The following is a 24,784-nucleotide window of genomic DNA, read 5'->3' as shown; positions in this document are numbered from 1 at the left end:
GGAATGACTGGCTTAGTTTGTCAGTCATCGTACAACGTAGCAGGTTATTTTCTGCTTGAACAACGAGCCGTTCGCAATGATTTATCAAGTTGCGATGCGTATCGCGCAAAAAACTTTGCAGGCCAATGCCTGATCACGGTCATGTTTGGTGGCCCATGGCCGATAAGCCCCAGAGCGGAAAAAGACTTTCAAGTCGGGAACAGACGCGCGGGTTCGCCCTGACGTGATATTCTCCGCGCCAAATTTGCTTTGACTTAATTCGGTTGGCTGGCCTTTTCGGCGGGCCGACGGGATCCCTGTCGCTCAAGCAGCTGAAGCCAATAACGATAAGAAGTCAGTTCAGAAGGGACATTAACTGAGGTCGATGCCACATGTCGGCCTTGTGTGCCCACCCGTCAATATTGAAGTGTGCCGGATTGCGCGACGCCAGCCTGAGCGTCAACAAAGCGCAACGCAGACTGATAACAACGACGGGCGGAAGGCGTTTTATCATAGGTGCAACAGATGTTTAAGAAAGTGAACACAGCCTTGCTCGGTCTGGCTTTGGCGATGGGGATGTCGTCTGCCAATGCTGCCGAAGCCAAGAAAGTTGATGTCCTGCTGATCGGCGGCGGCATCATGAGCACCACCCTGGGTGTGTGGATCAATGAGCTGGAACCGACCTGGTCGATGGAAATGGTCGAGCGCCTCGATGGCGTCGCCCTGGAAAGCTCCAACGGCTGGAACAACGCCGGTACCGGTCACTCCGCCCTCGCCGAGCTGAACTACACCCCGGAAGACGACAAGGGCAACGTGACGATCCCGAAAGCCGTCGAGATCAACGAAGCGTTCCAGGTTTCCCGTCAGTTCTGGGCGTGGCAGGTTCAGCAGGGCGTGCTGAAGAACCCTCGCTCGTTCATCAACACCACTCCGCACATGAGCTTCGTGTGGGGCGATGACAACATCAAGTTCCTGAAAAAGCGCTACGAAGCCCTGCAGGCGAGCCCGCTGTTCGCTGGCATGCAGTATTCCGAAGATCCGGCTGTGATCAAGAAGTGGGTACCGCTGATGATGGAAGGGCGTGACCCGAACCAGAAAATCGCGGCCACCTGGAGCCCGCTGGGTACGGACATGAACTTCGGCGAAGTCACCCGCCAGTTCGCCGCTCACCTGCAAACCAAACCCAACTTCGATCTGAAACTGTCGAGCGAAGTTGAAGACATCACCAAGAACGCCGATGGCACCTGGCGTGTGAGCTACAAAAACCTCAAGGACGGTACCAAGACCGAAACCGACGCCAAGTTCGTGTTCATTGGCGCTGGCGGCGGTGCTCTGCACCTGCTGCAGAAGTCGGGCATTCCTGAAGCCAAGGAATACGCAGGCTTCCCGGTTGGCGGCTCGTTCCTGGTGACCGAGAACCCGACGATTGCCGAGCAGCATCTGGCCAAGGCCTACGGCAAGGCTTCGGTTGGCGCGCCACCGATGTCGGTTCCGCACCTGGACACCCGTGTTCTGGATGGCAAGCGCGTCATTCTGTTTGGCCCGTTCGCGACCTTCAGCACCAAGTTCCTCAAGGAAGGTTCGTACTTCGACCTGCTGACCAGCACCACCACCCACAACATCTGGCCAATGACCAAGGTCGGCATCAAGGAATACCCGCTGGTCGAGTACCTTGCCGGGCAGTTGATGCTGTCGGATGAAGACCGCCTGAACGCGCTGAAGGAATACTTCCCGAACGCCAAGGCCGAAGACTGGCGTCTGTGGCAAGCCGGCCAGCGCGTGCAAATCATCAAGCGTGATGAAGCCGCTGGCGGTGTGCTGAAACTGGGCACCGAGATCGTTGCTTCGCAAGACGGCTCGATCGCCGGCCTGCTGGGCGCATCGCCAGGCGCGTCGACTGCTGCACCGATCATGCTGAGCGTGCTGCAGAAAGTCTTCAAAGACAAAGTCGCAACCCCTGAGTGGCAGACCAAGCTGCACCAGATCGTGCCGAGCTACGGCACCCAGCTGAACAGCGATCCGGCCAAAGTGGCTGCTGAGTGGGCTTACACCGCGAAAATCCTCGAACTGCCGACGCCTCCAGCGATCGGTCAGGTAGCTGCTCCGGCGGCACCTGCGGCTGACAAAGCCGTAGCGCCGAAGGAAAACGCTGCACGTGACATGGCTCTGTAACCAGAACCCTGACACACAAAACCCACTGAACCGGCGACGGTCAGTGGGTTTTTTTATACGCCGGACCTGTAGGAGCTGACGAGTGCATTCGGTAGGGTCAGGCTTTCGCGTTCGCCAGGTAGGCCCCCAGGCGCCGACCCATTTCTTCGCCCAGTGCTTGCAACCCGCTCAGCGGCCGCACCATCACTTCAAACTCGACAATCTTGCCGTGTTCATCGAAGCGAATCATGTCGATGCCCTTGAGTTCCTTGCTGCCGACCCTGGCGCTGAATTCGAGAATCACGTTCAGGCCATCCGCCGTCGCCAACTCGCGGTGATAGGCGAAATCTTCGAAGACTTCAAACACGGTGTTGAGGATCATCGCCACCACCGGCGCGCCGGGGTAGGGCGTGTGGGCCATGGGCGAGCGGAACACAGCTTGCGGATCGAGCAGTTCAGGCAGGGCTTTGAGATTGCCGCTGCGGATCATCTCGTGCCAGCGCGCGAGGGATGCGGCGACGTTGGGCTGCAAGGCAAGGTCGGGCATGGTCACTCCGGTTTTTATTGTTGTCGGTCGGCAATGACTGTAGATCAACCGGGCCGAAAGTGAATCCCCAAGTCTCAGGCTGAATACCTGTTCATGCCCGAAGCGGATCAGATGTGCATCTGATCCGTATTTTTCTGTTTCATCTGCCTCTGTATTCAGTACAGCCACAGGCTCAGAATGCCCCGGCAGTGCGGCCAATCACCCTCCGACCTCATTCCGAAGCGTCCGGTGCACCGCACACCCGCATCAAGGAGCGCGACATGTACAAGATGGCAATTTTTCTCGGCGGTTTTCTGACCTTGACCATTCTGATCGGCGTGCTGGCGACGATCTCTCCAGTCTGATCCACGCGCATTTTTTCGAACTCCGCCGTTCTCCTGCTTTCAGTTGCAGAACAGGGCCAGCATGCGCCCGTTACTGAAGTTCGAGGAGTGAAACATGCGTACGACAACCTCGCAGGGACGTTGGGTTCCCATTGGTTTGATGGTCGCCGCGCTGACTGGTTGCGCGATGAGCAACACCGAGTCACCGGTGCAGACACCGGGTCAGGCCAAGGCCTCCGATACTGAAATGCTCGAAGTCGGCGCGCAGTGGTTGCAGGACAAACCGCCGATCCGCGCGTTGAACATGTACCTTGATGGCTTTCATTTTTACAACGGTCATCCCGGCGCGCAGATGGAAGCGCACCATTACTGCTCGGCGCTCAATGAGGAAGTGTTCCAGTGCGTGATCTACGACGGCAACACGGCTGAAGCTAAGTTGATGGGCGTGGAATACATCATCAGTCAGCGCCTGTTTACGCAATTGCCGGCAAAAGAAAAAGCCTTGTGGCACAGCCATGCTCACGAGGTGACTTCCGGCCAGTTGGTCGCGCCGGGCATCCCGCAAGTGGCGGAAAAGCGACTGATGGAAAAACTCGCCAATACTTACGGCAAGACTTGGCACACCTGGCACACCGATCAGGACAAGCAACTGCCGCTGGGCGTGCCGCAGTTGATGATGGGCTTTACCGCTGACGGTCAGGCCGATGCACAAATGGTCCGCCAGCGCGATCAGCACCTGGGCATCGACAGTGCCGAAAAGAAAAAGGCTCGTGCCGGGATCAAACCGGCGCCTGTCGCAACGGGGGCTGATGCGTGGCAGAAGGGCAACGCCGTGCAGCTCAACGACCCGACCGGGCATCAGCACATCACGCCGCGCTCGGCCACCTCTGGCGATGAAAATGCCCGGAGCGGCAGTCAGCCTTAGCTTTGGACAGTAGCTGGAAATGGTGTTGTCTGTACCGGCGTCATCGCGAGCAGGCTCACTCCTACATTTGAAATGCGTTCCCCCTGTAGGAGTGAGCCTGCTCGCGATGGCGTCCGTCTGATCGCTACATCCTTCAGCGATTCAACACATCCACAATCCACTGCAAATATTGCTCGCGCTCGGAAATCGAGTTATGCCCCGAGTCCGGCACCACCTTCAGCGTCGCCACGCCCGCGGGAAAACTCTCGAACAAGCGCTGCGTACTGCTGCGCCCAATCACTTCGTCATCACTGGCCGCCAAGAGCAACGTCGGTGCGCGAATATGCGCCGCGTATTTGCCTGATTCGAAACGATCCTTGAGCAACCACTTCACCGGCACCCACGGGTATTGCCGTTCGGCGATTTCCTCAAGGCTGTTGAACGGCGTCACCAGGATCAGATTCTGCACCGGCCGCTGACTGGCCAGGCGCACCGCCACCCCCGAACCGAGGCTGCGTCCGATGACTGCAATCTGCGGGTGACTGGCATAGACCTGATCGAACAGCGCCAGCGCATCTTCGGCAATCGCGGCTTCCGATGGCGAGCCGGTGCTGCCACCAAAGCCCCGGTAGTGCAGGAAATATAGCGCGTAGTCGGGAAACGCCTCGGCGAATTCCGGCAGATTTCGCGAGACGTCCTCGGCATTGCCGCCGAAATAGATCAGCGCCCGCGTTCCGCTGCGCTCTCGGTCAGTCACCCAGACCTCGGCATCCGGCATCGACAGTTTCAATCGCGAATCCGCTGCAACCACGGCGGCAGGCTGGGGAAACCAGATCAGCGAGCGCTGAAACACGAACAGCGCGGCGCACAGCACCAGGTAAACGGCAACGATGAAAACGACGAGTGACATCAGGGTTCGGGACATTCGGCTACTTTTAACGGGAAGAGAGGTTGGCTGTGGCAGTGTAGTTCAGCGCCTGCGCCTGACAGCCTGCGCACACACCATGCAACAGATCCGCGCAGCAGGAGGACACGCATGCGCCACACTGAGGGTTATTCCCGCCGCCGCTTGCTCACCCTGGCTGCCCAGGCTGCGGCGCTGCTCACCATTGATCGGGCGTTGGCCGGCAGCGTAGCGCCGACCGCCACTGCGCCGCCCACGGCAGGAGACCAGACCATGCAGACCCGCGCCATCCCTTCCAGCTCCGAGGCACTGCCCATGGTCGGGTTGGGCACCTATCGCGGTTTCGACGTCGCGCCGGGCGATCCGGTTTACCGGCAGTTGCCCGCCGTCCTCGAAGCGCTGTTCAGAAAGGGCGGCACGCTGATCGACAGCTCGCCCATGTACGGCCGCGCCGAGCAGACCACCGGTGAACTGCTGTCGATCCACGAACCACGTTCGCCGGCTTTTCTCGCCACCAAGGTGTGGACGCGCGGGCGCAAGGAGGGTATCGCGCAGATGGAGCAGTCCTTCAGTCTGCTGCAAACCGAACGCATCGACCTGATGCAGATTCACAATCTGCTCGACTGGCAAACCCACTTGCCGACCCTGCGCGAATGGCAGGAGCAGGGGCGGATTCGCTACATCGGCATCACCCATTACACCTCGTCGGCCTACGACGAGGTCGAGGCCGTGCTGAAAGCCGAAAAGCTGAATTTTCTGCAGATCAACTACGCCCTCGATGATCGCGCGGTCGAGAAACGCATCCTGCCGCTGTGCCGCGAGCGTGGGGTGGCAGTGATTTGTAATCGGCCGTTTGGCGGCGGTGATCTGCTCGCCCGGCTCAAAGGCAAGCCGCTGCCGGCCTGGGTCTCGGATGTACAGGTAAACAGTTGGCCGCAACTGGCACTGAAGTTTCTCCTGGCGCACCCGGCGGTGACCTGTGTGATTCCCGGGACCAGCAATCCGCGCTACATGGCTGACAACGCCGGAGCCGGTTTTGGGCCGATGTTGACCGATGCGCAACGGCATCAGTTGATTGCGTTGCTGGGCTGATCAGTCCTTAAACTTCGCAAAGCCCTCCCGGTTAATTGCAAATTGTTCTGAAAAACTGTCAAACCTGACAGTTGGCTGAGCTGTGCCCGATGCCAATCATGCAGTTCCAGCCAAACGGCAGAACAGTCATGAACTTGAAACCCCAGAGATTTCTTGGTTTGGCAGGCGTCTGCCTGATATTGACGTCCCTCGAGGTAATCGGCGAAACCGCAGAGTACGTGTGCATGGGCAGCCAGCGAGGCCAAATCGCAATCGTGCGGGCAAATTCTTTATTGGAGGCGAACCAGATAGCCAAGGCAGCGTGGGGGGCTGCCGGCTGCTATAAAAAGTGACTCAACTGCGATAGCGCAACGCCTCCAGCAACAACGCAAACGCCGGCGCTGCCTGGCGTCGGCTGGGTTGTACAGGTGATAACCGGAAAATGCCGGGCACCAGTCTCCCAGCACCTGGACCAGGCGACCGTCCGCCAGAAACGGCGCAACGACGTTTTCCGGGATGTAGCTCAAACCGAAACCGTCCAGCGCGGCGTCGAGCAATGGGTACACGCCATTCAGGGTGACCTGGCCGGAGACGCGCACTTTGAGGCTTTCACCATCCTTTTCGAACTCCCACGAATACAGTCCGCCATTGGTTGGCAGGCGCAGGTTGTTACAGGCGTGGTCGGTCAGGTCGCGCGGGGTTTGCGGCGCAGGGCGCCGGGCGAAGTAGGCGGGTGAGCCGACCACCGCCATGCGCATGTCCGGACCGATACGGGTGGCGATCATGCCTTGGGCGACGTCTTCGCCCAGGCGCACACCGGCATCGAAGCCTTGGCCGGCGATGTCGACGAAGCCATAGTCACAGCAAACCTCGACGGACACATCCGGGTACTGCGGCAGGAAATCCTGCAACACCGGACGCAGGATCCAGTTCAGCGAATGGTCGGTGGCGCTGATGCGGATCTTTCCCGCCGGGGTTTCGCGCAGGTTGCTCAGGGCGGCCAGTTCCACTTCGATTTCGTCGAAGCGCGGGCCGATGGTTTGCAGCAAGTGTTCGCCGGCCTCGGTCGGCGACACGCTGCGTGTGGTGCGGGTCAGCAGGCGCAGGCCGAGTCGCGCCTCGAGACTGCGAATGGTGTGGCTGAGCGCCGATTGCGACACGCCGAGTTTGGCTGCGGCCTTGGTGAAACTGCGTTCACGGGCGACGGCGAGAAAGGCGAGCAGGTCGGTGGCGTTTTCCCGGAGCATTGATGATCGTCCTGCATAAGTTTTTTCGGATTCTAGTCGATTATCCAAAGAGTGCGGATCGCTACAGTGCTTGCATCATTTATTGGAGGAAAAGCCATGAACCCGATTGCTGCTTCTGCACTGACGCTCTCGCTGCTGGCTGGCGAGGTGTATGCCACTGAAAATCCGCGTGTCACGGTCACACCGAATGGCTCGCAACCGTCGGCCAAAGGCCCGGCTGACTGGTTTACCGGCACGGTGCGGGTGGATGCGCCGTTCAAAGGTACCGACGAGGCGCGGGTCAGTGGTGCGACCGTAACGTTTGAGCCTGGCGCGCGAACGGCGTGGCATACCCATCCGCTGGGGCAGACACTGATCGTCACCTCGGGGGCAGGGTTCGTGCAGGAGTGGGGGCAGCCAGTGCGGGAAATCCGGCCGGGCGATACCGTGTGGATTGCTCCGGGCGCCAAGCATTGGCACGGGGCAGCGCCGACGACGGCGATGAGTCATATCGCGATTGCCGAAGTGCTGGATGGCAAGGTGGTGGACTGGATGGAGCAGGTCGGTGATGAGCAATATCCGAAGACCGAGTGAAACCGCGCCCCTCACCCCAGCCCTCTCCCGAGGGAGAGGGAGCCGATTGGGGGATGCTCGAGACGTTCGGCATTCTGCAAGCGTGGTGGTGAATCCACTCGACCCCTAGCACCCCATGCAGGTGCGCTAACAGCATGCGACTCACCCCAGGCGTCTCCCGGGGGAGTGGGAGCCGACCGAGGTGTCTTGCGATGTGCATCGACCTGAACTTGCCGTTGCGATTATGGATACACAGAAAGACTTTCACGTCGCTGCACATCCTGAATATACCCGGATCGGTCCCCTCTCCCTTTGGGAGAGAGCTAGGGTGAGGGGCTTTTCGCTTCAGATCATCTCCGGCAACGAATCAAGAATCTTGTCCAGCGTAATCGGATACTCCCGCACCCTCGCGCCGGTGGCGTTGTAGATTGCATTCGCCACCGCCGCGCTCACGCCGCAAATCCCCAATTCACCTACGCCCTTGGCCTTCATCGGCGACGAAATCGGGTCGGTTTCTTCGAGGAAAATCACTTCCTGATGCGGTATGTCGGCGTGCACCGGCACCTCATACCCGGCGAGGTCATGGTTGACGAAAAAGCCCAGACGCTTGTCCACCGCCAGCTCTTCCATCAATGCCGCGCCGACGCCCATGGTCATCGCGCCGATGACCTGACTGCGCGCCGACGTCGGGTTGAGGATCCGCCCCGCAGCGCACACCGCCAACATGCGCCGTACGCGAACTTCGCCAGTGGCAGCATCGACGGCGACTTCGACGAAATGCGCGCCGAAGGTCGATTGCTGATATTTCTCGGCCAGATCACCGAACTCGATGCTGTCCTCGCCGACCAGTGCGCCGCCTTCAGCCGCGTTGCGCAGCGGCAGGCTCTTGCTGCCGACGCGCACCTGGCCGTCGACAAATTCAGCCTGATCCGCCGCCAGTCCCAGCTTCTGCGCCACCGCTTCGCGCAATTTCACGCACGCAGCGTAGACCCCGGCGGTCGAGCAGTTGCCGCCGAACTGGCCACCGGAACCGGCCGACACCGGGAAGTCCGAATCGCCCAGACGCACGACAACATCATCGAGACCAACGCCCATCATCTCGGCAGCAGTCTGCGCGATGATCGTGTAGCTGCCGGTGCCGATATCGGTCATGTCGGTTTCGACAACGACCTTGCCATCACGCTCCAGGCGCACACGGGCGCCGGACTTGACCAGCAGGTTGTTGCGAAACGCTGCCGCCACGCCCATACCGATTAGCCAACGGCCTTCACGACGGGTACCCGGTTGCGCCTTGCGCTGATCCCAGCCGAATTTCTCCGCGCCGATCTGCAGGCATTTGACCAGTTGGCGTTGGGAGAACGGTCGCTCGGTTTTCACCGGGTCGACTTGAGTGTCGTTAGCGATGCGGAACAGCACCGGGTCCATCTTCAGTTGTTCGGCCATTTCATCCATGGCGATTTCCAGCACCATCAGCCCCGGCGCTTCACCCGGCGCGCGCATGGCGTTGCCTTCGGGCAGGTCGAGCGGGGCGAGGCGCATGCTCACGCGGCGGTTTTCTGCGGCGTACAACAATTGACTCGGCTGCGCGGCGAGTTCGACCTTGCCGTCAGCAAGGTTGCCTGACCAGCCTTCATGGGCAATGGCGGTCAGCTTGCCGTCCGCCGTGGCGCCCATGCGGATGCGTTGGATGGTTGCCGGGCGATGGGTGGTGTTGTTGGCCATTTGCGGGCGGGCAAGGGCGACTTTCACCGGCCGCCCCGCCATGCGCGCGCCGAGAGCGGCGAGGATCACGTCGGCGCGAATAAACAGCTTGCCGCCGAAACCACCGCCGATGTACGGCGAGACCAAACGCACTTTTTCCTTCGGCAGGCCGAGGGTTTTCGCAATGTCGCCGACACTCCAGGCGACCATCTGGTTCGAGGTCCACACGGTCAGCTGATCGCCTTTCCACGCGGCCAGTGTGGCGTGCGGTTCCATCATCGCGTGGGACTGGTCTGGCGTGGTGTAGGTCTGATCGAACTGCACCGGTGCGGCGGTGAAGGCCTTGTCGAAGTCGCCGTGATTGACGTCGGGCAGCTCGTCTTTCGGCTCGACGCCGAGGTCTTTGACGCTGGCCAGATCGAACTTGCCCTCGGTGGTTTCGTAATCGACCTTGACCAATTGCGCGGCGGCGCGGGCCTGTTCGAAGGTCTCGGCAACCACCAATGCAACGGCTTGCTGGTAATGCTGCACTTCGGGACCAGCGAGCAGATGCGCAGCGTTGTAATCACCCTTGTCGAGCTTGCCGGCATTCTCGGCAGTAACGATCGCGAGCACGCCGGGCGCCGCTTTGGCCTCGCCCAGATGAATGGCTTTGATCCGCCCTTTGGCGATCGCCGAATCGACCATGAAGCCGTAGGCCTGATTGGCCGCCGCTTCATGTTGTTCGTAGGCGTAAGTGGCCTGGCCGCTGGTTTTCAGCGGGCCTTCGACGCGCTCAGTGGGCTGGCCGACGACTTTCAGGCGGTCGATGGGATTGGTGGTGGCGGGCGTGTCGAATTTCATGCGGTTTCCCTCGCTTGCGCCAACACCGAGGCCAGCGTGCGCTCGACCAGTGTCAGTTTGAATTGGTTGTCATCGGTGGGCGTCGCGCCTTCAAGCAGGCGTTCGCTGATCGCTTTGGCGCCCTTGGGCAACAGCGCTTCAGCGGCTTCGACCCGCCACGGTTTCGGCGCGATACCGCCGACGGCCACGCGGCCGGTACCGTCCTTTTGCAGGATCAGACCGACCGAGACCAGGGCAAACGCATAAGACGAGCGATCCCGCACCTTGTGATAAATGTGCGTGCCGCCAACCGGCGCCGGCAGGGTCACGGCGGTAATGAATTCGCCGCGCGTGAGGCTGGTTTCGATGTGCGGGGTATTGCCCGGCAACTGGTGGAAATCGGCCATGGGAATGCTGCGCGTGCTGCCGTCAGGCTTGACCGTTTCGATCTGCGCATCGAGTGCGCGCATGGCGATGGCCATGTCGCTCGGGTGGGTGGCGATGCAAGCGTCGCTGACGCCGATGATCCCCAACTGCCGGGTGACCCCGCCGATCGCCGCGCAACCGCTGCCTGGATTGCGTTTGTTGCACGCCTGGTGGGTGTCGTAGAAGTACGGGCAGCGGGTGCGTTGCAGCAGGTTGCCGGCGGTGGTCGCCATGTTGCGCAGCTGCCCGGAAGCCCCGGCGAGCAGGGCGCGGGAGAGCAGAGCGTAGTCCTTGCGCACGCGCGCGTCGGCGGCCAGATCGGTGTTGCGCACCAGCGCGCCGATGCGCAGTCCGCCTTCGGGTGTTGCTTCGATCTGGTCCAGGCCGAGGTGGTTGATGTCGATCAGGTGTACCGGGGTTTCGATGTCGAGTTTCATCAGGTCGAGCAGGTTGGTGCCGCCGGCGATGAACTTGGCGCCTTCGACGTGCGCAGCCTGGGAAGCGGCTGCGGCAGGTGAGTCGGCGCGGCTGTAATTGAAGGCTCTCATGCCGGCACCTCCGCGACTTCAGTGATGGCTTCGATGATGTTCGAGTAAGCGCCACAGCGGCAGATATTGCCGCTCATGCGCTCCTGCAGTTCGGCGGCGATCAGCTTCGGCGGCTCGGTCAGGCTCGGGCTGACGTGGCTGGGAATGCCGTCGCGGATCTCTTTGAGCACCGCGACCGCCGAGCAGATCTGCCCCGGCGTGCAATAGCCACACTGGTAACCGTCGTGCTTGATGAACGCGGCCTGCATCGGGTGCAGCTTGTCCGGCATGCCGAGGCCTTCGATGGTGGTCACCTCACTGCCGTCGTGCATCACCGCCAGGGTCAGACAGGAGTTGATCCGCCGACCGTCGGCGATCACCGTGCAGGCGCCGCACTGGCCGTGGTCGCAGCCTTTCTTGGTGCCGGTCAGGTGCAGGTGTTCGCGCAGGGCGTCGAGCAGGGTGGTGCGGGTGTCGACTTCGAGGGTTTGCGGTTTACCGTTGACTCGCAGGGTAACTTGACTCATGGCCGGTTGCTCCAGACTGGCCGCGTAGGCCTTGAGGCTGATAAAGGGGGGCATAGCGAACGCCGTCGCGGTTACGGCGCCGAGGATCATGAAGTTGCGTCGGGAAATCGGCATGGTTCGATTCCTTGTCTCTCATCGGGCGGCAGGATTGCAAAAGGCCCAAACGGGCGCGCCGGCATGCATGCCAGTCTCGTAAAAGGAGTGACCGCAGCGGGAGGGAAAAGGTTTTGTCGGATTTGCGCTAAAGAGTTATGTGCTGAACTCATCAATTGGCCTGTGGGAGCGAGCCTGCTCGCGAAAGCGTCGGGTCAGACCCAGCCGCTGCTGGATGTGCCGACCTCTTCGCGAGCAGGCTCGCTCCCACAGTGGAGTTGTGTTTTGCAGTTATGGCCCACCCACCACCATCGAGGTAAACGGTGCGACATACGCCTGCAACGTCACCAGCCCGCCGACCAGAATCGCCAGCACGATCGAGTGGAAGAACACGTAACGCAGGATCTCGCCCTCATGCCCGTACCAACGGGTCGCGGTGGAGGCGACGACGATCGACTGCGCGTCGACCATTTTGCCCATCACCCCACCGGAACTGTTCGCTGCCGCCATCAGCACCGGACTGATACCCAGCTGTTCCGACGTTACCCGCTGCAATCCGCCAAACAGCACGTTTGACGCGGTATCGGAACCAGTCAGCGCCACCCCCAGCCAGCCGAGCAGCGTGCCGAACATCGGGTAGAAAATCCCCGTCGCCGCAAACGCCAGGCCCATGGTCGCATCCAGTCCCGAATAGCGGGTGAGGAAGCCCAGCGCGAGCATCGCCGCAATCGTGATCAGCGAAAACCGCACCACCCACAATGTGCGCAGGTACTGCTTGATCAATTGCGGGATCGAATAACCCATCAGCAAGCCGCCAACGATCGCCGCCAGCAAGATCCCGCTGCCGGTCGCGGTCAGCCAGGTGAACTTGTAAATCGCTTCCTCGGCTTTCGGCGCTGCGACAACCGGCGGTACTTTTTCTATTTGCAGATGCAGACCGGTGAAGGTCACCGCCGGGGCGAAGATCGGATTGGCCTCGCGTACCGGTTTGCCTTGCGGGTCGAGCTTGACCGACTGCGTGACCGGGTCGATCACCGGGCGCGTATCGAACATGTTCTTGAAACCCTGCGTGCCCCAGGCAAACACGAACACCGTGAGGATGATCCACGGCATCCACGCACGCATCACTGCCGGACGCGCCTGATCGCTGAACGCGGCGCTGGCGGTGACTGTTTCTTCGTCGACCTTGGAGTTGTCGACGCGACCGGACAACGCTGCCGAGGTGTGGATGGTCGCCGGTTTCCACACCTTGAGGAACAGCGTCAGACAGGCCATGGAAATCAGCGCAGCGATGACGTCCACCAGCATCGGCCCGTGGTAGTTCGACACGAGAAATTGCGGGATGGCGAAACTCACCCCGGCCACCAGAATCGCCGGCCACACCTCGAGCATCTTGCGCCACCCGGCAAACGCCCAGATCAACCAGAACGGCACCAGCACCGAGAAGAACGGCAACTGCCGCCCGACCATCATCGACAGCTCCATCTCGTCCAGCCCGGTGACTTTGGCCAAGGTGATGATCGGTGTGCCCAGCGCACCGAAAGCGACGGGTGCGGTATTGGCGATGAGCGCCAGACCCGATGCGGCCAATGGCGAAAAACCCAGGCCGATCAGAATCGCACCGGTCACCGCCACCGGTGTGCCAAAGCCTGCCGCGCCTTCGAAGAACGCACCGAAACAGAAGGCGATCAGCAGCAATTGCAGACGTCGATCATCGGTGATGCGCGCGAGGGAATCCTGCAACACTTTGAACGAACCGTTTTCGGTGGTCAGGCGATGCAGAAAGATGATGTTGAGGACGATCCAGCCGATCGGCAGCAAGCCATTCGCCGCGCCGAACAGCGCCGCCGAACCGGCCATGCCCGCTGGCATGTCGAAGGCGAAAATCGAGATCAGCAGGGCCGACGCCAGCGCCAACAGCGCCGCCAGATGCGCCTTGACGTGAAAGAACGCCAGCGCCGCGAGCATCACCACCACCGGCACTGCGGCCATCAGCGTGGAGAGCACCGGGTTGCCGAACGGGTCGTAGATTTGCTGCCAGACCATGGTCCACCTCTGCTTATTGTTATTGAGGGCGCAGATCCATTGCATGGGGGTTGGTTGCAAGCAGTATAGGTGGCATTCCGCCGCCGTTCGGGCATGGCGAACGGGCCGACCAACGGTCGATAGTGGCCACTGAATCAACGTGCTTTTGCCCGGTCGTATCTGCGGCTGCGCGCACTGCGTCCCGAAGACGCGGGCAGCGTGGCGATTTCCGTCGTCAAGACCTTGGGTTTTAGGGAAGTGTTGAATGAAGCAAGCGACAACGATGCTGCTCACTGTGACCGCCGCCGTATTGCTGAGCGGCTGTATTGCGGATTTTGATGATGACCACCGGCATGGCCGGCACTACGACCGCGACCACGGCCGCTATTACGACCATGATCGGCGTTGGGACGACCGCGATGACGACCGCCGCGATGGCCATCGTTATCACCGTGATCGCGATGATGACTGATTGAATGAAGAGGGCGTTCCCGTTAAAGGAACGCCCTCTGTGCATCAGCCTTCAGTTGAAAAAACGAGCGTTCGCCTGGACGCGGGATCGCGCAGGCACCGAGGCCTCGTGATCGAGCAGATGGGTGGCGAGTATGTCGCTCAGAAAACGGAACTGATCGTTGAGGCCGACCACTTCATTGCTGAAATGATTGCTGGCGGCGGGCATCAGCAGATCGTCGAAATCCTTGTTGAACACCAGCGTCTGCGCCTTGCGCGGCACGACGTGCTGTTGGTAGTAGTTGCTGCCGAACACCGGGAAACTCACGGAGAGGGTGACTTGGGTGTGGATCATGATGTGAACGCCTCGTTGTGTTTCGGATGAGTCAATCGTGCCTTTCATCATGGGAGGGCGGAAGGCAATCGTGGCGATGGTGGATATCGATGGTGGTGATGGTTGAGGTTTGCGGTGCTGCTGATGGCGCCTTCGCGAGCAGGCTCGCTCCCACAGGTGCAACACATTTCAAATGTGGGAGCGAGCCTGCTCGCGAAGAGGCCGGAACCTTCAGCATCGAAATCGACTGACCTGCCTATACTCAAACCTGCACCTCCCCAAGCCAAAGGACACCGCCACCGTGAACCCGCGCGCGCTGGTCGTTGCCGCACTGTTTCTGCTGGCCGGCTGCGCCACTTCGGCCCGGGCGCCGGTGAGCGCGCCGCAGGCGGTGGTGGTGTCGGCGCAAACCTGGCAGCAGATCGACCGCGAGATCCTCAGCGCATCGCAACAGGCCACCGAGCAGGTCAAGCTGTTCGCCCGTGGCTCGATGGAACATTGGCGCACTCGGGTCTATCAGCAAACTGAAGAAAATTTCATCCCTTGGTTCAGCAGCTACTGGACCCAGGAATGGCTGTCGATGAAGGTCAGTTGGTACACGATCAGCGCCGGCGGTGAGCAGGACGCTTCGGCGAAACGGCTGGCGGCGTATCTGCTTGAGCAATATCAGGAAAAAGTCCTCGCGCCGGTAGCAGTGGAGATCGATCCGGATGCGATTCTGGCGCAGGCCACGGCGTTCTATGCGCAGTTGATGGCGCAGCAGATGCCGCTCATCGCCCAGCGTCACGGTGTGCCGATTGCGCAGCTCAACGGACGCTTGCAGAAGATCCCGGCCATCGCCCTCGGCCCGCCGCCGGCGCGGGATGCTTCGCTGTTCAAAGTCATCAGCACCGAGCCGCTGAACACCCTCCCGGCGTACGCCGCACTGATCGACAAGATCCACACCGACGGCGGCGCCAAGGGCATTTCCTCCACCGACGCGGCGATGGCCCCGGTGGCCAAGCGCGCCAGCCAGCGCATCGAAGCAGAAATGGCCCCGCGCGGCGCCGCCAGTGCGGTGGCGGCAGCGGCGGGTAAACTCGCCGGGGCGATGATTTCGGTCGGCGTGGCCGGCATACGCGCAATCATCCAGGCCAACGACCGCCCCGACAGTGAAGCGCTGATTCGCAGCAGCCTGGGCAACACCTTCGACAAGGCCTGGCAGAAGCTGCTGCAAAATCCGACCACGGGCGTGATGGCCGGCACGTTGCACATGGCCGGGCAGGTCGAAGGCAATTTGGGCGTGAGTGAACCAACGCCTATCGGTGTGAGCGCTGTGCCATAGCGCCTGCACCTGGGAAGTTTTGTTGGCGGCGGTCGCGCCCGGATCAGAGCGGATGCTAGTCTTGCGCAACGCTGTTGTCAGGGAGCCCACATGGGCAATCACAAGATCGAGATTCGCCGCAGTAACGTCGAGAAAATCCTGCTGGCGGCGGAAAAGGTTTTCGCCGAAAAAGGCTTCGGCAGCACCGCCATGGCGGACATCGCTGCCGAAGTGCAGTTGCCGCGTTCCAATCTGCATTACTACTTCAGCACCAAGAGCGAGCTTTACAGCGCAGTGCTGTTCGATCTGCTGGAAGTGTGGAAGCAGGACGCGCTGTGCTTCGAGATGTTCGACGACCCGCGCGTGGTGCTGAGCAGTTACATCCGCGCCAAGATGAATCATTCGCGCAGCCGGCCCTATGGCTCGAAAGTCTGGGCCAACGAGATCATCCACGGCGCGCCGACCCTGGGCGAAGCGCTGGATGCGAGCCTGTATGACTGGGCGAAGATGAAGGAAGCGAAGATTCGCCAGTGGGTCGAGGACAAGCGGATCCTGCCGGTGGAGCCGTCGGGTTTGCTGTACATGATCTGGGCGTCGACCCAGCACTACGCCGACTTTGATCATCAGGTGAATATTCTCAATGATCACCAGCCGTTGTCGGATATGCAGTTCGAGCGTGCGGTGCAGACCGTGACAGGTGTGATTTTGCGCGGGATCGGGCTGGAGCCTTGAAGAGCACCATCAAGGGCTTACCCTCACCCCAGCCCTCTCCCAGAGGGAGAGGGGGCCGACCGAGGTGTATTGAGAGGTACATCGACCTGAAAGACCGTGTCGATTATGGATTCACAACAACTCTTTCAGGTCGGCGAAGTTTGTCAGCATCCCCCAATCAGTCCCCTCTCCCTTTGGGAGAGGGCTAGGGTGAGGGTTTTTTTCAGACTGCAACGTGATAGGGGTTGCGCGGATCATGATTCCAGTCCAGAAACGGCTTGCCCGTTTCCATCGGTACCATCTCGATGCAGTCGGCCACGGGGCAGGTGATCTGGCACAGATTGCAGCCCACACATTCCTCATCGATCACTTCATATTTATGCGTACCGTCGGCCTGTTTCAAACTGCCGATCGCCTGGTGTGACGTGTCTTCGCAAGCAATGTGGCAACGCCCGCAACCGATGCACGCCTCTTGGTCGATCTTCGCGATCACCTGGTAGTTGATATCGAGGTACTTCCAATCCGTGGTGTTGCCCACGGCGCGCCCGGAAAACTCGGCGATATTGGCGTAGCCCTGGCTGTCCATCCACCGCGACAAGCCGTCCTTCATCTCTTCGACAATGCGGAAACCATGCAGCATCGCCGCCGTGCACACCTGCACCGCGCCGCTGCCCAGCGCCATGAACTCCGCCGCGTCGCGCCAGCTGCCGATGCCGCCGATGCCGCAGATCGGCAAGCCCTGGGTCTGCGGATCACGGGCGATTTCCGCGACCATGTTCAGCGCAATCGGCTTGACCGCCGAACCGCAATAACCGCCGTGGGTGCTTTTGCTGCCGACGGTGGGCAGGGCGACCATATGGTCCAGGTCGACGCTGGTGATCGAGTTGATCGTGTTGATCAGCGACACCGCATCGGCGCCACCACGATGCGCCGCCCGGGCAGCGACGCGGATGTCGGTGATGTTCGGGGTGAGTTTGACGATCACCGGCAGCGAGCAGTACGTCTTGCACCAGCGTGTCACCTGCTCGACGTACTCCGGCACCTGGCCGACCGCCGCGCCCATGCCGCGTTCGGGCATGCCGTGGGGGCAGCCGAAATTCAGTTCGATGCCGTCGGCGCCGGTGGCTTCGACCAGCGGCAGGATGTGTTTCCACGACTCCTCGACACACGGCACCATCAGCGACACGATCAGCGCGCGATCCGGCCAATCCTTCTTCACCTGGGTGATTTCGCGCAGGTTGATTTCCAGTGAGCGGTCGGTGATCAGTTCAATGTTGTTGATGCCCAGCACTTCGCGATTGGCACCGTAATGCGCCGAATAACGCGAGGAAACGTTGACCGCCGCCGGATCCTCACCCAGGGTTTTCCAGACCACGCCACCCCAGCCCGCTTCGAAGGCGCGGACCACGTTGTAGGCCTTGTCGGTGGGCGGCGCGGAAGCCAGCCAGAACGGGTTGGGCGCTTTGATACCGGCGAAGACTATCGAGAGATCGGCCATTTACGCAGCCTCCACGTTGAGCATCAGTTGAGCGTTGATCGCCTCGGCGGCGCGTTTGCCGTGCTGCACTGCTTGCACGGTGAGGTCCTGATCGAGGCTGGTGCAGTCGCCGCCGGCATACACGCCGGGGATGCTGGTGCGCAGGTGTTCATCGACCGCGATGCGTTCGCCCTGACGCTTGAGTTCGCGCGCCAACGGATCGCTGAGAGCGCTGTCATCGAAGCTCTGGCCGATCGCTTTGAAGATCGCATCGGCAGCCAGCTCGAAGGTTTCTCCGGTGGTTTGCAGACGGCCTTCAACCAGATCGGTGCGGGCGAAACGCATGCCGCGCACGCGGCCCTGATCATCAAGCAACACTTGCTCCGGCTGCGCCCAGGTCAGCAATCGCACCTGATTGGCTTTGGCGATGTCCTGCTCATGGTGGGTGGCGCCCATGTCTGCCGCACCACGGCGATACACCAGATTGACGTCGCGCGCGCCGAGGCGGGCCATTTGCACGGCCATGTCGATCGCGGTGTTGCCAGCGCCGAGAACGATGCAGCGTTCAGCCAAGGGCAACTGCGTGAGGTCATCGGCCTGGCGCAGTTCGCGGATGTAATCGGTGGCGGCGAGCAGGCCCGGCGCGTCTTCGTGGGCCAGACCGAGTCGCTTGCTGGCATTCAGGCCGAGGCCGAGGAATACCGCGTCAAACTGCTGATGCAGTTCGCTCAGGGTCAGGTTTGCACCGAGTTTCTGGCCGTGGCGGATTTCTATCCCGCCAATCTGCAGGAGAAAGTCCAGCTCCTTCTGCGCGTAATCGTCGACCAGTTTGTACTTGGCGATGCCGTACTCGTTGAGCCCGCCGGCCTTTTCCCGTGCTTCGAAAATCACCACGTCATGCCCGTGCATTGCGCTGCGATGAGCGCAAGACAACCCGGCCGGCCCGGCGCCCACCACGGCGATCCGTTTGCCCGTGGCCGGGGCGCGCTGGAACGGGTGTTCGGCGAAATGCGCGTTGTCCACGGCATAGCGTTGCAGCAAACCAATCAGCACCGGCGCGCATTCCTGCGCGTTGTTGCGCACGCAGGCCTGCTGGCAGAGGATTTCCGTCGGACAGACCCGCGCGCAACTGCCGCCGAGGATGTTTGCCGACAGGATTTTCTGCGCCGCGCCTTGGACGTTGTCTTGATGGATGTTGCGGATGAACGACGGGATATCGATTTCGCTGGGGCATGCATTGACGCAAGGCGCGTCGTAGCAATACAGGCAGCGCGAGGCTTCCAGATGCGCCTGCCGGGCATTGAGCGGCGGCGCCAGATCAGTGAAATGGCCGGCGAGGGCGGCCGCGCTTTCGTGCGGGTGGGGAAGGTGGTTCAGGGTCTCGATCACGGTTCATGGCCTCATGGCTAATTGAGGTGCTGCCTCTGGTGGGCAGTGGTTGATCGTTCCCACGCTCTGCGTGGGAATGCCTCAAGGGACGCTCTGCGTTCCAATGGGACGCAGAGCGTCCCGGGCTGCATTCCCACGCAGAGCATGGCAACGATCACTAGGGGTCAGCGTTTAACGGCAGTCGGTTTATGCAACTCCGCCCGCTTGCTCAACAAATCAAACACCGCCGGATAGGCCGGCCGTTCGATGTAGCGTCCGGCGCCGCGTTCGGCGCGCAGGTCGCCGTCGGCCCAGACCACGCGGCCCTGGCTGACGGTGTGGCTCGGCACGCCGCGCACGGTCTTGCCTTCGAAGATGTTGAAGTCCACCTGCTGATGGTGGGTCTTGGCGGAAATGGTCCGTGTGCCTTGCGGATCCCACAGCACCAGATCGGCATCGGCGCCCACGCGGATCGCACCTTTGCGTGGATAGAGATTGAAAATCTTCGCGGTGTTGGTGGAGGTCAGCGCGACGAAATCCTGCATCGACAATCGTCCGGAGTTGACGCCTTCATCCCACAACACTGCCATGCGGTCTTCGATGCCGGCGGTGCCGTTGGGAATCTTGCTGAAGTCGTCGCGCCCGGCGGCTTTCTGCTCGGCGCAAAAGCAGCAGTGGTCGGTGGCGGTGGTGTGCAGATTGCCGTTCTGCAGCCCGTGCCACAGCGCCTCCTGATGGCCGCGCGGACGGAACGGCGGGCTCATCACGTAGCCGGCGGCGGTCTGCCAGTCCGGGTGTTGATAGACGCTGTCGTCGAGCAGCAAGTGCCCGGCCAGCACCTCGCCGTACACCGGCTGGCCCTTGCTGCGGGCATAGGTGATTTCGTCCAGAGCTTCCTTGGTGGAAACGTGCACCAGGTACAACGGCGTGCCGATGGTTTCGGCGATACGGATCGCCCGGCTCGCGGCTTCACCTTCGACCTGCGAAGGTCGCGACAGCGGATGCGCTTCCGGCCCGGTAATGCCCTGAGCCATCAGCTTGCGTTGCAGGTGATAGACCAGCTCGCCATTTTCCGCGTGCACGGTCGGCACCGCACCGAGTTCCAGGCAGCGCTCGAAACTCGCCACCAGAGTGTCGTCGGCGGCCATGATCGCGTTCTTGTAGGCCATGAAATGCTTGAAGCTGTTGATGCCGTGGTGGCTGACCAACTCGGCCATTTCCTCGCGCACCAGCTCGCTCCACCAAGTGATCGCGACGTGGAAGCCATAGTCCGACGCAGACTTTTGCGCCCAGCCCCGCCACTGATGAAACGCTTCCATCAGCGATTGCTGCGGATTGGGAATGACGAAGTCAATGATCGAGGTAGTGCCGCCGGCCAGACCGGCAGCGGTGCCGCTGTAGAAATCTTCGCTGGCAACGGTGCCCATGAACGGCAACTGCATGTGCGTATGCGGATCGATGCCGCCGGGCATCAGGTATTGGCCACTGCCGTCGAGCACTTCGGCGCCGGCGGGAATGTCGAGGTTTTCACCAATGGCTTTGATCACGCCGTCAGCGCAATAGACGTCGGCGCGGTAACTTTCATCATGGGTAACAACGGTGGCGCCACGGATCAACAGAGACATTCCGGATTCCTCGCAGGCATGACCGACTTGTGCCGGCTCTAAATGTTTTATTGAAGTACAGCGACGCAGTTCGTATTCCTGTCATCGCTGTCAGGAATAGAAACTAGTCGCGATTTCAAGAATGATCAAGAATATTTTTTATAAGCTTATAGCCGTTTCAAGTTATTGATAAATAAAGATAAAAATGAGAAATCACCAAAATGGGTAGGGCGCTCACCATTTTGACGCACTTGACAGGATGGAAATATGAGCAAGATTTCCTATGTGAAATCAGCCGCTTGAAGTTGTGCTGCGGTTGCGGGTTCACCGACAAAAATAAATGCAGTGCACCAGTTTGAGTCCTGACACTTCGGACAACTTGCCCGACGTTTAGCCTGAGCGTTCAGACAAGTTTTCCCGGACTCAGCGAATATTCAATTAAAACTGATGAATATCAGAAAGTTGCAAAGCGTCCAGTGCACCGCCCAAGCGTTCAGCGCCAGACCCGGCACGTTTATTGATGCCGCCGCTGACACCATGGCCGGTGCGTGAAAGTTGTCAGTTCCTCCGGCCATCGTCCGGCTGGCGCCGTATGCGCTCGCCGCCTGATGAGCAAAAAATAATCAGAAGAACAGTGGAGCGGCCATGCAACAGACCAGATCACAAGTGACCGAGCGCGACGGCTTGTTCGAGCTCGAAGCCGGCAACGACGTCCTCGACAGCCCCCGTTACAACCACGACATGGCACCGACCAAGGTGCGCGAACGCACCTGGAACAAATGGCACATCACCGCGCTGTGGGTCGGGATGTCGATTTGTGTACCGACCTACACCCTCGGCGGCGTGCTCACCGCTTATTTCGGCTTGAGCGTCGGCGAAGCGCTGTTGGCGATTCTGTTTGCCAACGTCATTGTGTTGATTCCGCTGACCCTCAACGCCTTCCCGGGCACCAAGTACGGCATTCCGTTTCCGGTGCTGCTGCGCTCGTCGTTCGGCATTCTCGGTTCCAATGTGCCGTGCCTGATCCGCGCGTTGGTGGCGTGTGGCTGGTTCGGCATCCAGACCATGTTCGGCGGACTGGCGATTCACCTGTTCCTCGGCTCGGTGTTCGAGGGCTGGAAATCCCTCGGCGGAACCGGCGAGGTGATCGGTTTCATGGTGTTCTGGGCGCTGAATCTGTGGGTGGTGATTCGCGGCGCCGAGTCGATCAAATGGCTGGAAACCTTGTCGGCGCCGTTGTTGGTGGCGGTGGGCATCGGCCTGCTGGTGTGGGCGATGCCCAATGTGTCGATGACTGAATTGCTGGCGATCCCGCCCAAGCGTCCGGAAGGCGCCAGCGTGGTCAGTTATTTCGCGGCAGGGCTGACGGCAATGGTCGGCTTCTGGGCCACGCTGTCGCTGAACATTCCCGACTTCAGTCGCTACGCCAAGAGCCAGAAGGATCAGATCCTCGGGCAGATTTTCGGTCTGCCGCTGACCATGTTCCTCTTCGCTGCGCTGGGCGTGGTGATGACCGCCGCATCGGTGAAACTGGTCGGCGTCACCGTGTCCGACCCGGTCACGCTGATAGGCCATATCCAGAGCCCGGTGTGGGTCGCTGTGGCCATGGCGCTGATCATCGTTGCCACACTGTCGACCAACACCGCCGCCAATATCGTCTCGCCGACCAATGACTTTCAGAACATCGCGCCGAAGGTGATCAACCGCACCAAAGCGGTGTTGCTCACCGGTCTGGTCGGGCTGGTGCTGATGGGCCATGAACTGCTGAAAAAGCTTGGCCTGATCGTTTCCGACATCAGCCTGGAAACCGTGTACTCAAACTGGCTGCTGGGCTACTCGAGCCTGCTCGGGCCGATCGCCGGGATCATGGTGGTGGATTATTTCCTGATCAAGAAACAGCGACTGGACCTCGCCGGGCTGTACCGCGATGACGTGTATCCGGCGTGGAACTGGGCCGGTTTTCTCGCCTTTGGCGTGCCGGTGGCGCTGACCTTGCTGTCGCTGGGCAGCGACGCGTTCAGCTGGTTCTACAGCTATGGCTGGTTCACCGGCTCGGCGTTGGGCGGGGTGATTTATTACGGGCTGTGCGTGATGCGGGCGCAGCCTTCTGCCGTGAAAACAGCGGTGTGAGCAAGGCCTTTTCGCGAGCAGGCTCGCTCCCACATTGGAAATGCATTCTCACTGTGGGAGCGAGCCTGCTCGCGAAGGCGATGCTCCATACACCGCCGAAACTGATCGTTCCCACGCTCTGCGTGGGAATGCAGCCCGGGACGCTCCGCGTCCCAACAGCGGACGCAGAGCGTCCATGGATGAATGCCCACGCAGAGCATGGGCACTATCGGCATCAGCATTGAGGAGATCCCCATGAACGCAGCCGTAGACGTTCTGCAATCCACCCATCAGCACATCAACCGTGATCGCCTCTGGGCCTCGCTCATGGAACTGGCGAAACTCGGCGCCACGGTCAAGGGCGGCGTCTGTCGCCTGGCCCTGACCGACCTCGACCGCCAGGCGCGCGACCTGTTCGTGCAGTGGTGCAAGGACGCCGGTTGCAACGTCACGGTCGATGCCGTCGGCAACATTTTCGCCCGGCGTGCCGGGCGCAACCCGAACCTGCCGCCGGTCATGACCGGCAGCCACATCGACACCCAGCCCACCGGCGGCAAGTTCGACGGCTGCTTCGGCGTGCTCGCCGGCGTCGAAGTGCTGCGCACCCTCAACGACCTCGGCGTGGAAACCGAAGCGCCGCTGGAAGTGGTGGTCTGGACCAACGAAGAGGGCTCACGCTTTGCCCCGTGCATGATGGGCTCAGGGGTCTTCGCCGAGAAATTCACCCTCGAGGAAACCCTCGCCAAGGTCGATGCCGACGGCGTCACCGTCGGCGAAGCACTGAATGCGATCGGCTACGCCGGTCCGCGCAAGGTTAGCGGGCACGCGGTTGGCGCGTATTTCGAAGCGCACATCGAACAAGGCCCGATTCTCGAGGACGAAGAGAAAACCATCGGCGTGGTACTCGGCGCGCTCGGGCAGAAGTGGTTCGACCTGAAATTGCGCGGCGTCGAAGCCCACGCCGGCCCGACGCCGATGCACCTGCGCAAGGACGCCTTGGTCGGTGCCTCGGTGATCGTCGGCGCCGTCAACCGCGCCGCCCTCGGCCATCAGCCCCACGCCTGTGGCACGGTCGGCTGCCTGCAAGCCTATCCCGGCTCGCGCAACGTGATTCCCGGCGAAGTGCGCATGACTCTGGATTTTCGCCACCTGGAGCCGGCGCGGCTGGATTCGATGATTGCCGAAGTGAAACAAGTGATCGAGGCGACCTGCGAAGAGCACGGCCTTACCTACGAACTGACCCCGACCGCCGACTTCCCGCCGCTGTACTTCGAAAAAGGCTGCGTGGAAGCGGTGCGCGGTGCTGCGAAAGGGCTGGGTCTGTCGCACATGGACATCGTCAGTGGTGCCGGGCATGACGCGATTTTCCTCGCCGAGCTCGGCCCGGCGGGAATGATTTTTGTGCCATGCGAGGGCGGGATCAGCCACAACGAAATCGAGAATGCCGCGCCGGATGATCTGGCAGCGGGGTGCGCGGTGTTGTTGCGGGCGATGCTCGCGGCGTCGGCGATGGTGGCGGCCAGCGAGCGTGCCGCCTAAGGTAAACACACCCAGTAAATCTGTGGGAGCGAGCGTGCTCGCGAATGCGCCGGGTCAGTCACCGAATGGTCTGTCTGACCCAGCGCTTTC

20 protein-coding genes and 1 pseudogene are annotated in these 24,784 nt (G+C 61.1%); 10 read left to right on the top strand and 11 right to left on the bottom strand.

Annotated elements, in window-relative coordinates; all coding sequences use genetic code 11:
* The first annotated feature begins 504 nt into the window (after positions 1–504).
* Positions 505–2,151: a malate dehydrogenase (quinone) gene (gene mqo / locus PSH90_RS15925; protein ID WP_305380995.1), complete on the top strand. Its 1,647-nt coding sequence runs from the start codon at positions 505–507 to the stop codon at positions 2,149–2,151.
* Between the two features lie 97 nt (positions 2,152–2,248).
* Here mqo and PSH90_RS15920 read toward each other — a convergent pair whose 3' ends face one another.
* Positions 2,249–2,677, bottom strand: a complete 429-nt coding sequence (locus PSH90_RS15920; RefSeq protein WP_095180270.1) for a nuclear transport factor 2 family protein — start codon at positions 2,675–2,677, stop codon at positions 2,249–2,251.
* 113 nt (positions 2,678–2,790) lie between these two features.
* Between PSH90_RS15920 and PSH90_RS15915 the strand changes: the two genes are divergently transcribed.
* Positions 2,791–3,021 carry a hypothetical protein gene (locus tag PSH90_RS15915; protein ID WP_256809309.1) on the top strand — a complete coding sequence of 77 codons (231 nt, stop codon included), beginning with the start codon at positions 2,791–2,793 and terminating at the stop codon, positions 3,019–3,021.
* A 94-nt stretch (positions 3,022–3,115) separates the two neighbouring features.
* The gene (locus PSH90_RS15910) at positions 3,116–3,925 is read left to right on the top strand and encodes an OBAP family protein (protein ID WP_370695104.1); all 810 of its coding nucleotides are present in this window, start codon (positions 3,116–3,118) and stop codon (positions 3,923–3,925) included.
* Between the two features lie 133 nt (positions 3,926–4,058).
* Here the strand turns inward: PSH90_RS15910 and PSH90_RS15905 are convergent, their stop codons facing one another.
* Positions 4,059–4,829 carry an alpha/beta hydrolase gene (locus PSH90_RS15905; RefSeq protein WP_305380993.1) on the bottom strand — a complete coding sequence of 257 codons (771 nt, stop codon included), beginning with the start codon at positions 4,827–4,829 and terminating at the stop codon, positions 4,059–4,061.
* Positions 4,830–4,940: 111 nt separating this feature from the next.
* On the opposite strand from PSH90_RS15905, the gene PSH90_RS15900 reads away from it, so the two are divergent.
* Positions 4,941–5,900, top strand: a complete 960-nt coding sequence (locus tag PSH90_RS15900; protein ID WP_305380991.1) for an aldo/keto reductase — start codon at positions 4,941–4,943, stop codon at positions 5,898–5,900.
* Between the two features lie 333 nt (positions 5,901–6,233).
* Here PSH90_RS15900 and PSH90_RS15895 read toward each other — a convergent pair.
* Positions 6,234–7,126, bottom strand: a pseudogene (locus PSH90_RS15895) (LysR family transcriptional regulator).
* Between the two features lie 96 nt (positions 7,127–7,222).
* On the opposite strand from PSH90_RS15895, the gene PSH90_RS15890 reads away from it, so the two are divergent.
* Complete coding sequence (locus PSH90_RS15890) at positions 7,223–7,699, top strand: cupin domain-containing protein (protein ID WP_056789169.1); 477 nt, start codon at positions 7,223–7,225, stop codon at positions 7,697–7,699.
* 324 nt (positions 7,700–8,023) lie between these two features.
* Here the strand turns inward: PSH90_RS15890 and paoC are convergent, their stop codons facing one another.
* The 4 genes from paoC to PSH90_RS15870 all read right to left on the bottom strand — a co-directional run bounded on the left by paoC (position 8,024) and on the right by PSH90_RS15870 (position 13,820).
* Positions 8,024–10,222 carry an aldehyde oxidoreductase molybdenum-binding subunit PaoC gene (gene paoC / locus PSH90_RS15885; RefSeq protein WP_305380989.1) on the bottom strand — a complete coding sequence of 733 codons (2,199 nt, stop codon included), beginning with the start codon at positions 10,220–10,222 and terminating at the stop codon, positions 8,024–8,026.
* The gene (locus PSH90_RS15880) at positions 10,219–11,175 is read right to left on the bottom strand and encodes a xanthine dehydrogenase family protein subunit M (protein WP_305380987.1); all 957 of its coding nucleotides are present in this window, start codon (positions 11,173–11,175) and stop codon (positions 10,219–10,221) included. Before PSH90_RS15880 ends, paoC begins: the two co-directional genes overlap by 4 nt.
* Positions 11,172–11,795 carry an aldehyde dehydrogenase iron-sulfur subunit PaoA gene (gene paoA / locus PSH90_RS15875; protein ID WP_150741064.1) on the bottom strand — a complete coding sequence of 208 codons (624 nt, stop codon included), beginning with the start codon at positions 11,793–11,795 and terminating at the stop codon, positions 11,172–11,174. Before paoA ends, PSH90_RS15880 begins: the two co-directional genes overlap by 4 nt.
* Before the next feature lie 270 nt (positions 11,796–12,065).
* Complete coding sequence (locus PSH90_RS15870) at positions 12,066–13,820, bottom strand: L-lactate permease (RefSeq protein WP_041480863.1); 1,755 nt, start codon at positions 13,818–13,820, stop codon at positions 12,066–12,068.
* 244 nt (positions 13,821–14,064) lie between these two features.
* Between PSH90_RS15870 and PSH90_RS15865 the strand changes: the two genes are divergently transcribed.
* On the top strand, positions 14,065–14,271 hold the full coding sequence (locus PSH90_RS15865) for a hypothetical protein (protein ID WP_041480862.1): 207 nt from the start codon (positions 14,065–14,067) through the stop codon (positions 14,269–14,271).
* Between the two features lie 51 nt (positions 14,272–14,322).
* Here the strand turns inward: PSH90_RS15865 and PSH90_RS15860 are convergent, their stop codons facing one another.
* Entirely contained in the window at positions 14,323–14,604 is a 282-nt protein-coding gene (locus PSH90_RS15860) for a hypothetical protein (protein WP_110601006.1), read from the bottom strand.
* Positions 14,605–14,884: 280 nt separating this feature from the next.
* Between PSH90_RS15860 and PSH90_RS15855 the strand changes: the two genes are divergently transcribed.
* Entirely contained in the window at positions 14,885–15,907 is a 1,023-nt protein-coding gene (locus tag PSH90_RS15855) for a hypothetical protein (protein WP_305380985.1), read from the top strand.
* A gap of 90 nt (positions 15,908–15,997) precedes the next feature.
* Positions 15,998–16,618, top strand: a complete 621-nt coding sequence (locus PSH90_RS15850; RefSeq protein WP_024013291.1) for a TetR/AcrR family transcriptional regulator — start codon at positions 15,998–16,000, stop codon at positions 16,616–16,618.
* A 202-nt stretch (positions 16,619–16,820) separates the two neighbouring features.
* Here the strand turns inward: PSH90_RS15850 and preA are convergent, their stop codons facing one another.
* The 3 genes from preA to hydA all read right to left on the bottom strand — a co-directional run bounded on the left by preA (position 16,821) and on the right by hydA (position 21,067).
* Entirely contained in the window at positions 16,821–18,095 is a 1,275-nt protein-coding gene (preA, locus tag PSH90_RS15845) for an NAD-dependent dihydropyrimidine dehydrogenase subunit PreA (RefSeq protein WP_076563397.1), read from the bottom strand.
* Complete coding sequence (locus PSH90_RS15840; RefSeq protein WP_305380984.1) at positions 18,096–19,463, bottom strand: NAD(P)-dependent oxidoreductase; 1,368 nt, start codon at positions 19,461–19,463, stop codon at positions 18,096–18,098.
* A gap of 164 nt (positions 19,464–19,627) precedes the next feature.
* Complete coding sequence (gene hydA / locus PSH90_RS15835; protein WP_305380983.1) at positions 19,628–21,067, bottom strand: dihydropyrimidinase; 1,440 nt, start codon at positions 21,065–21,067, stop codon at positions 19,628–19,630.
* Between the two features lie 624 nt (positions 21,068–21,691).
* Here hydA and PSH90_RS15830 point away from each other — a divergent pair.
* Together PSH90_RS15830 and PSH90_RS15825 are read left to right on the top strand one after the other, a co-directional pair.
* On the top strand, positions 21,692–23,176 hold the full coding sequence (locus tag PSH90_RS15830; protein WP_305380982.1) for an NCS1 family nucleobase:cation symporter-1: 1,485 nt from the start codon (positions 21,692–21,694) through the stop codon (positions 23,174–23,176).
* A gap of 234 nt (positions 23,177–23,410) precedes the next feature.
* Positions 23,411–24,694, top strand: a complete 1,284-nt coding sequence (locus PSH90_RS15825) for a Zn-dependent hydrolase (RefSeq protein WP_256810051.1) — start codon at positions 23,411–23,413, stop codon at positions 24,692–24,694.
* Positions 24,695–24,784: the final 90 nt, after the last annotated feature.

The sequence above is a fragment of the Pseudomonas sp. FP1762 genome (assembly GCF_030687105.1).
GTDB classification, from domain to species: Bacteria; Pseudomonadota; Gammaproteobacteria; order Pseudomonadales; family Pseudomonadaceae; genus Aquipseudomonas; species Aquipseudomonas siliginis.
The sequence above is the reverse complement of the archived record's forward strand: the minus strand, read 5'-3'. Positions and strand labels throughout refer to the sequence as shown.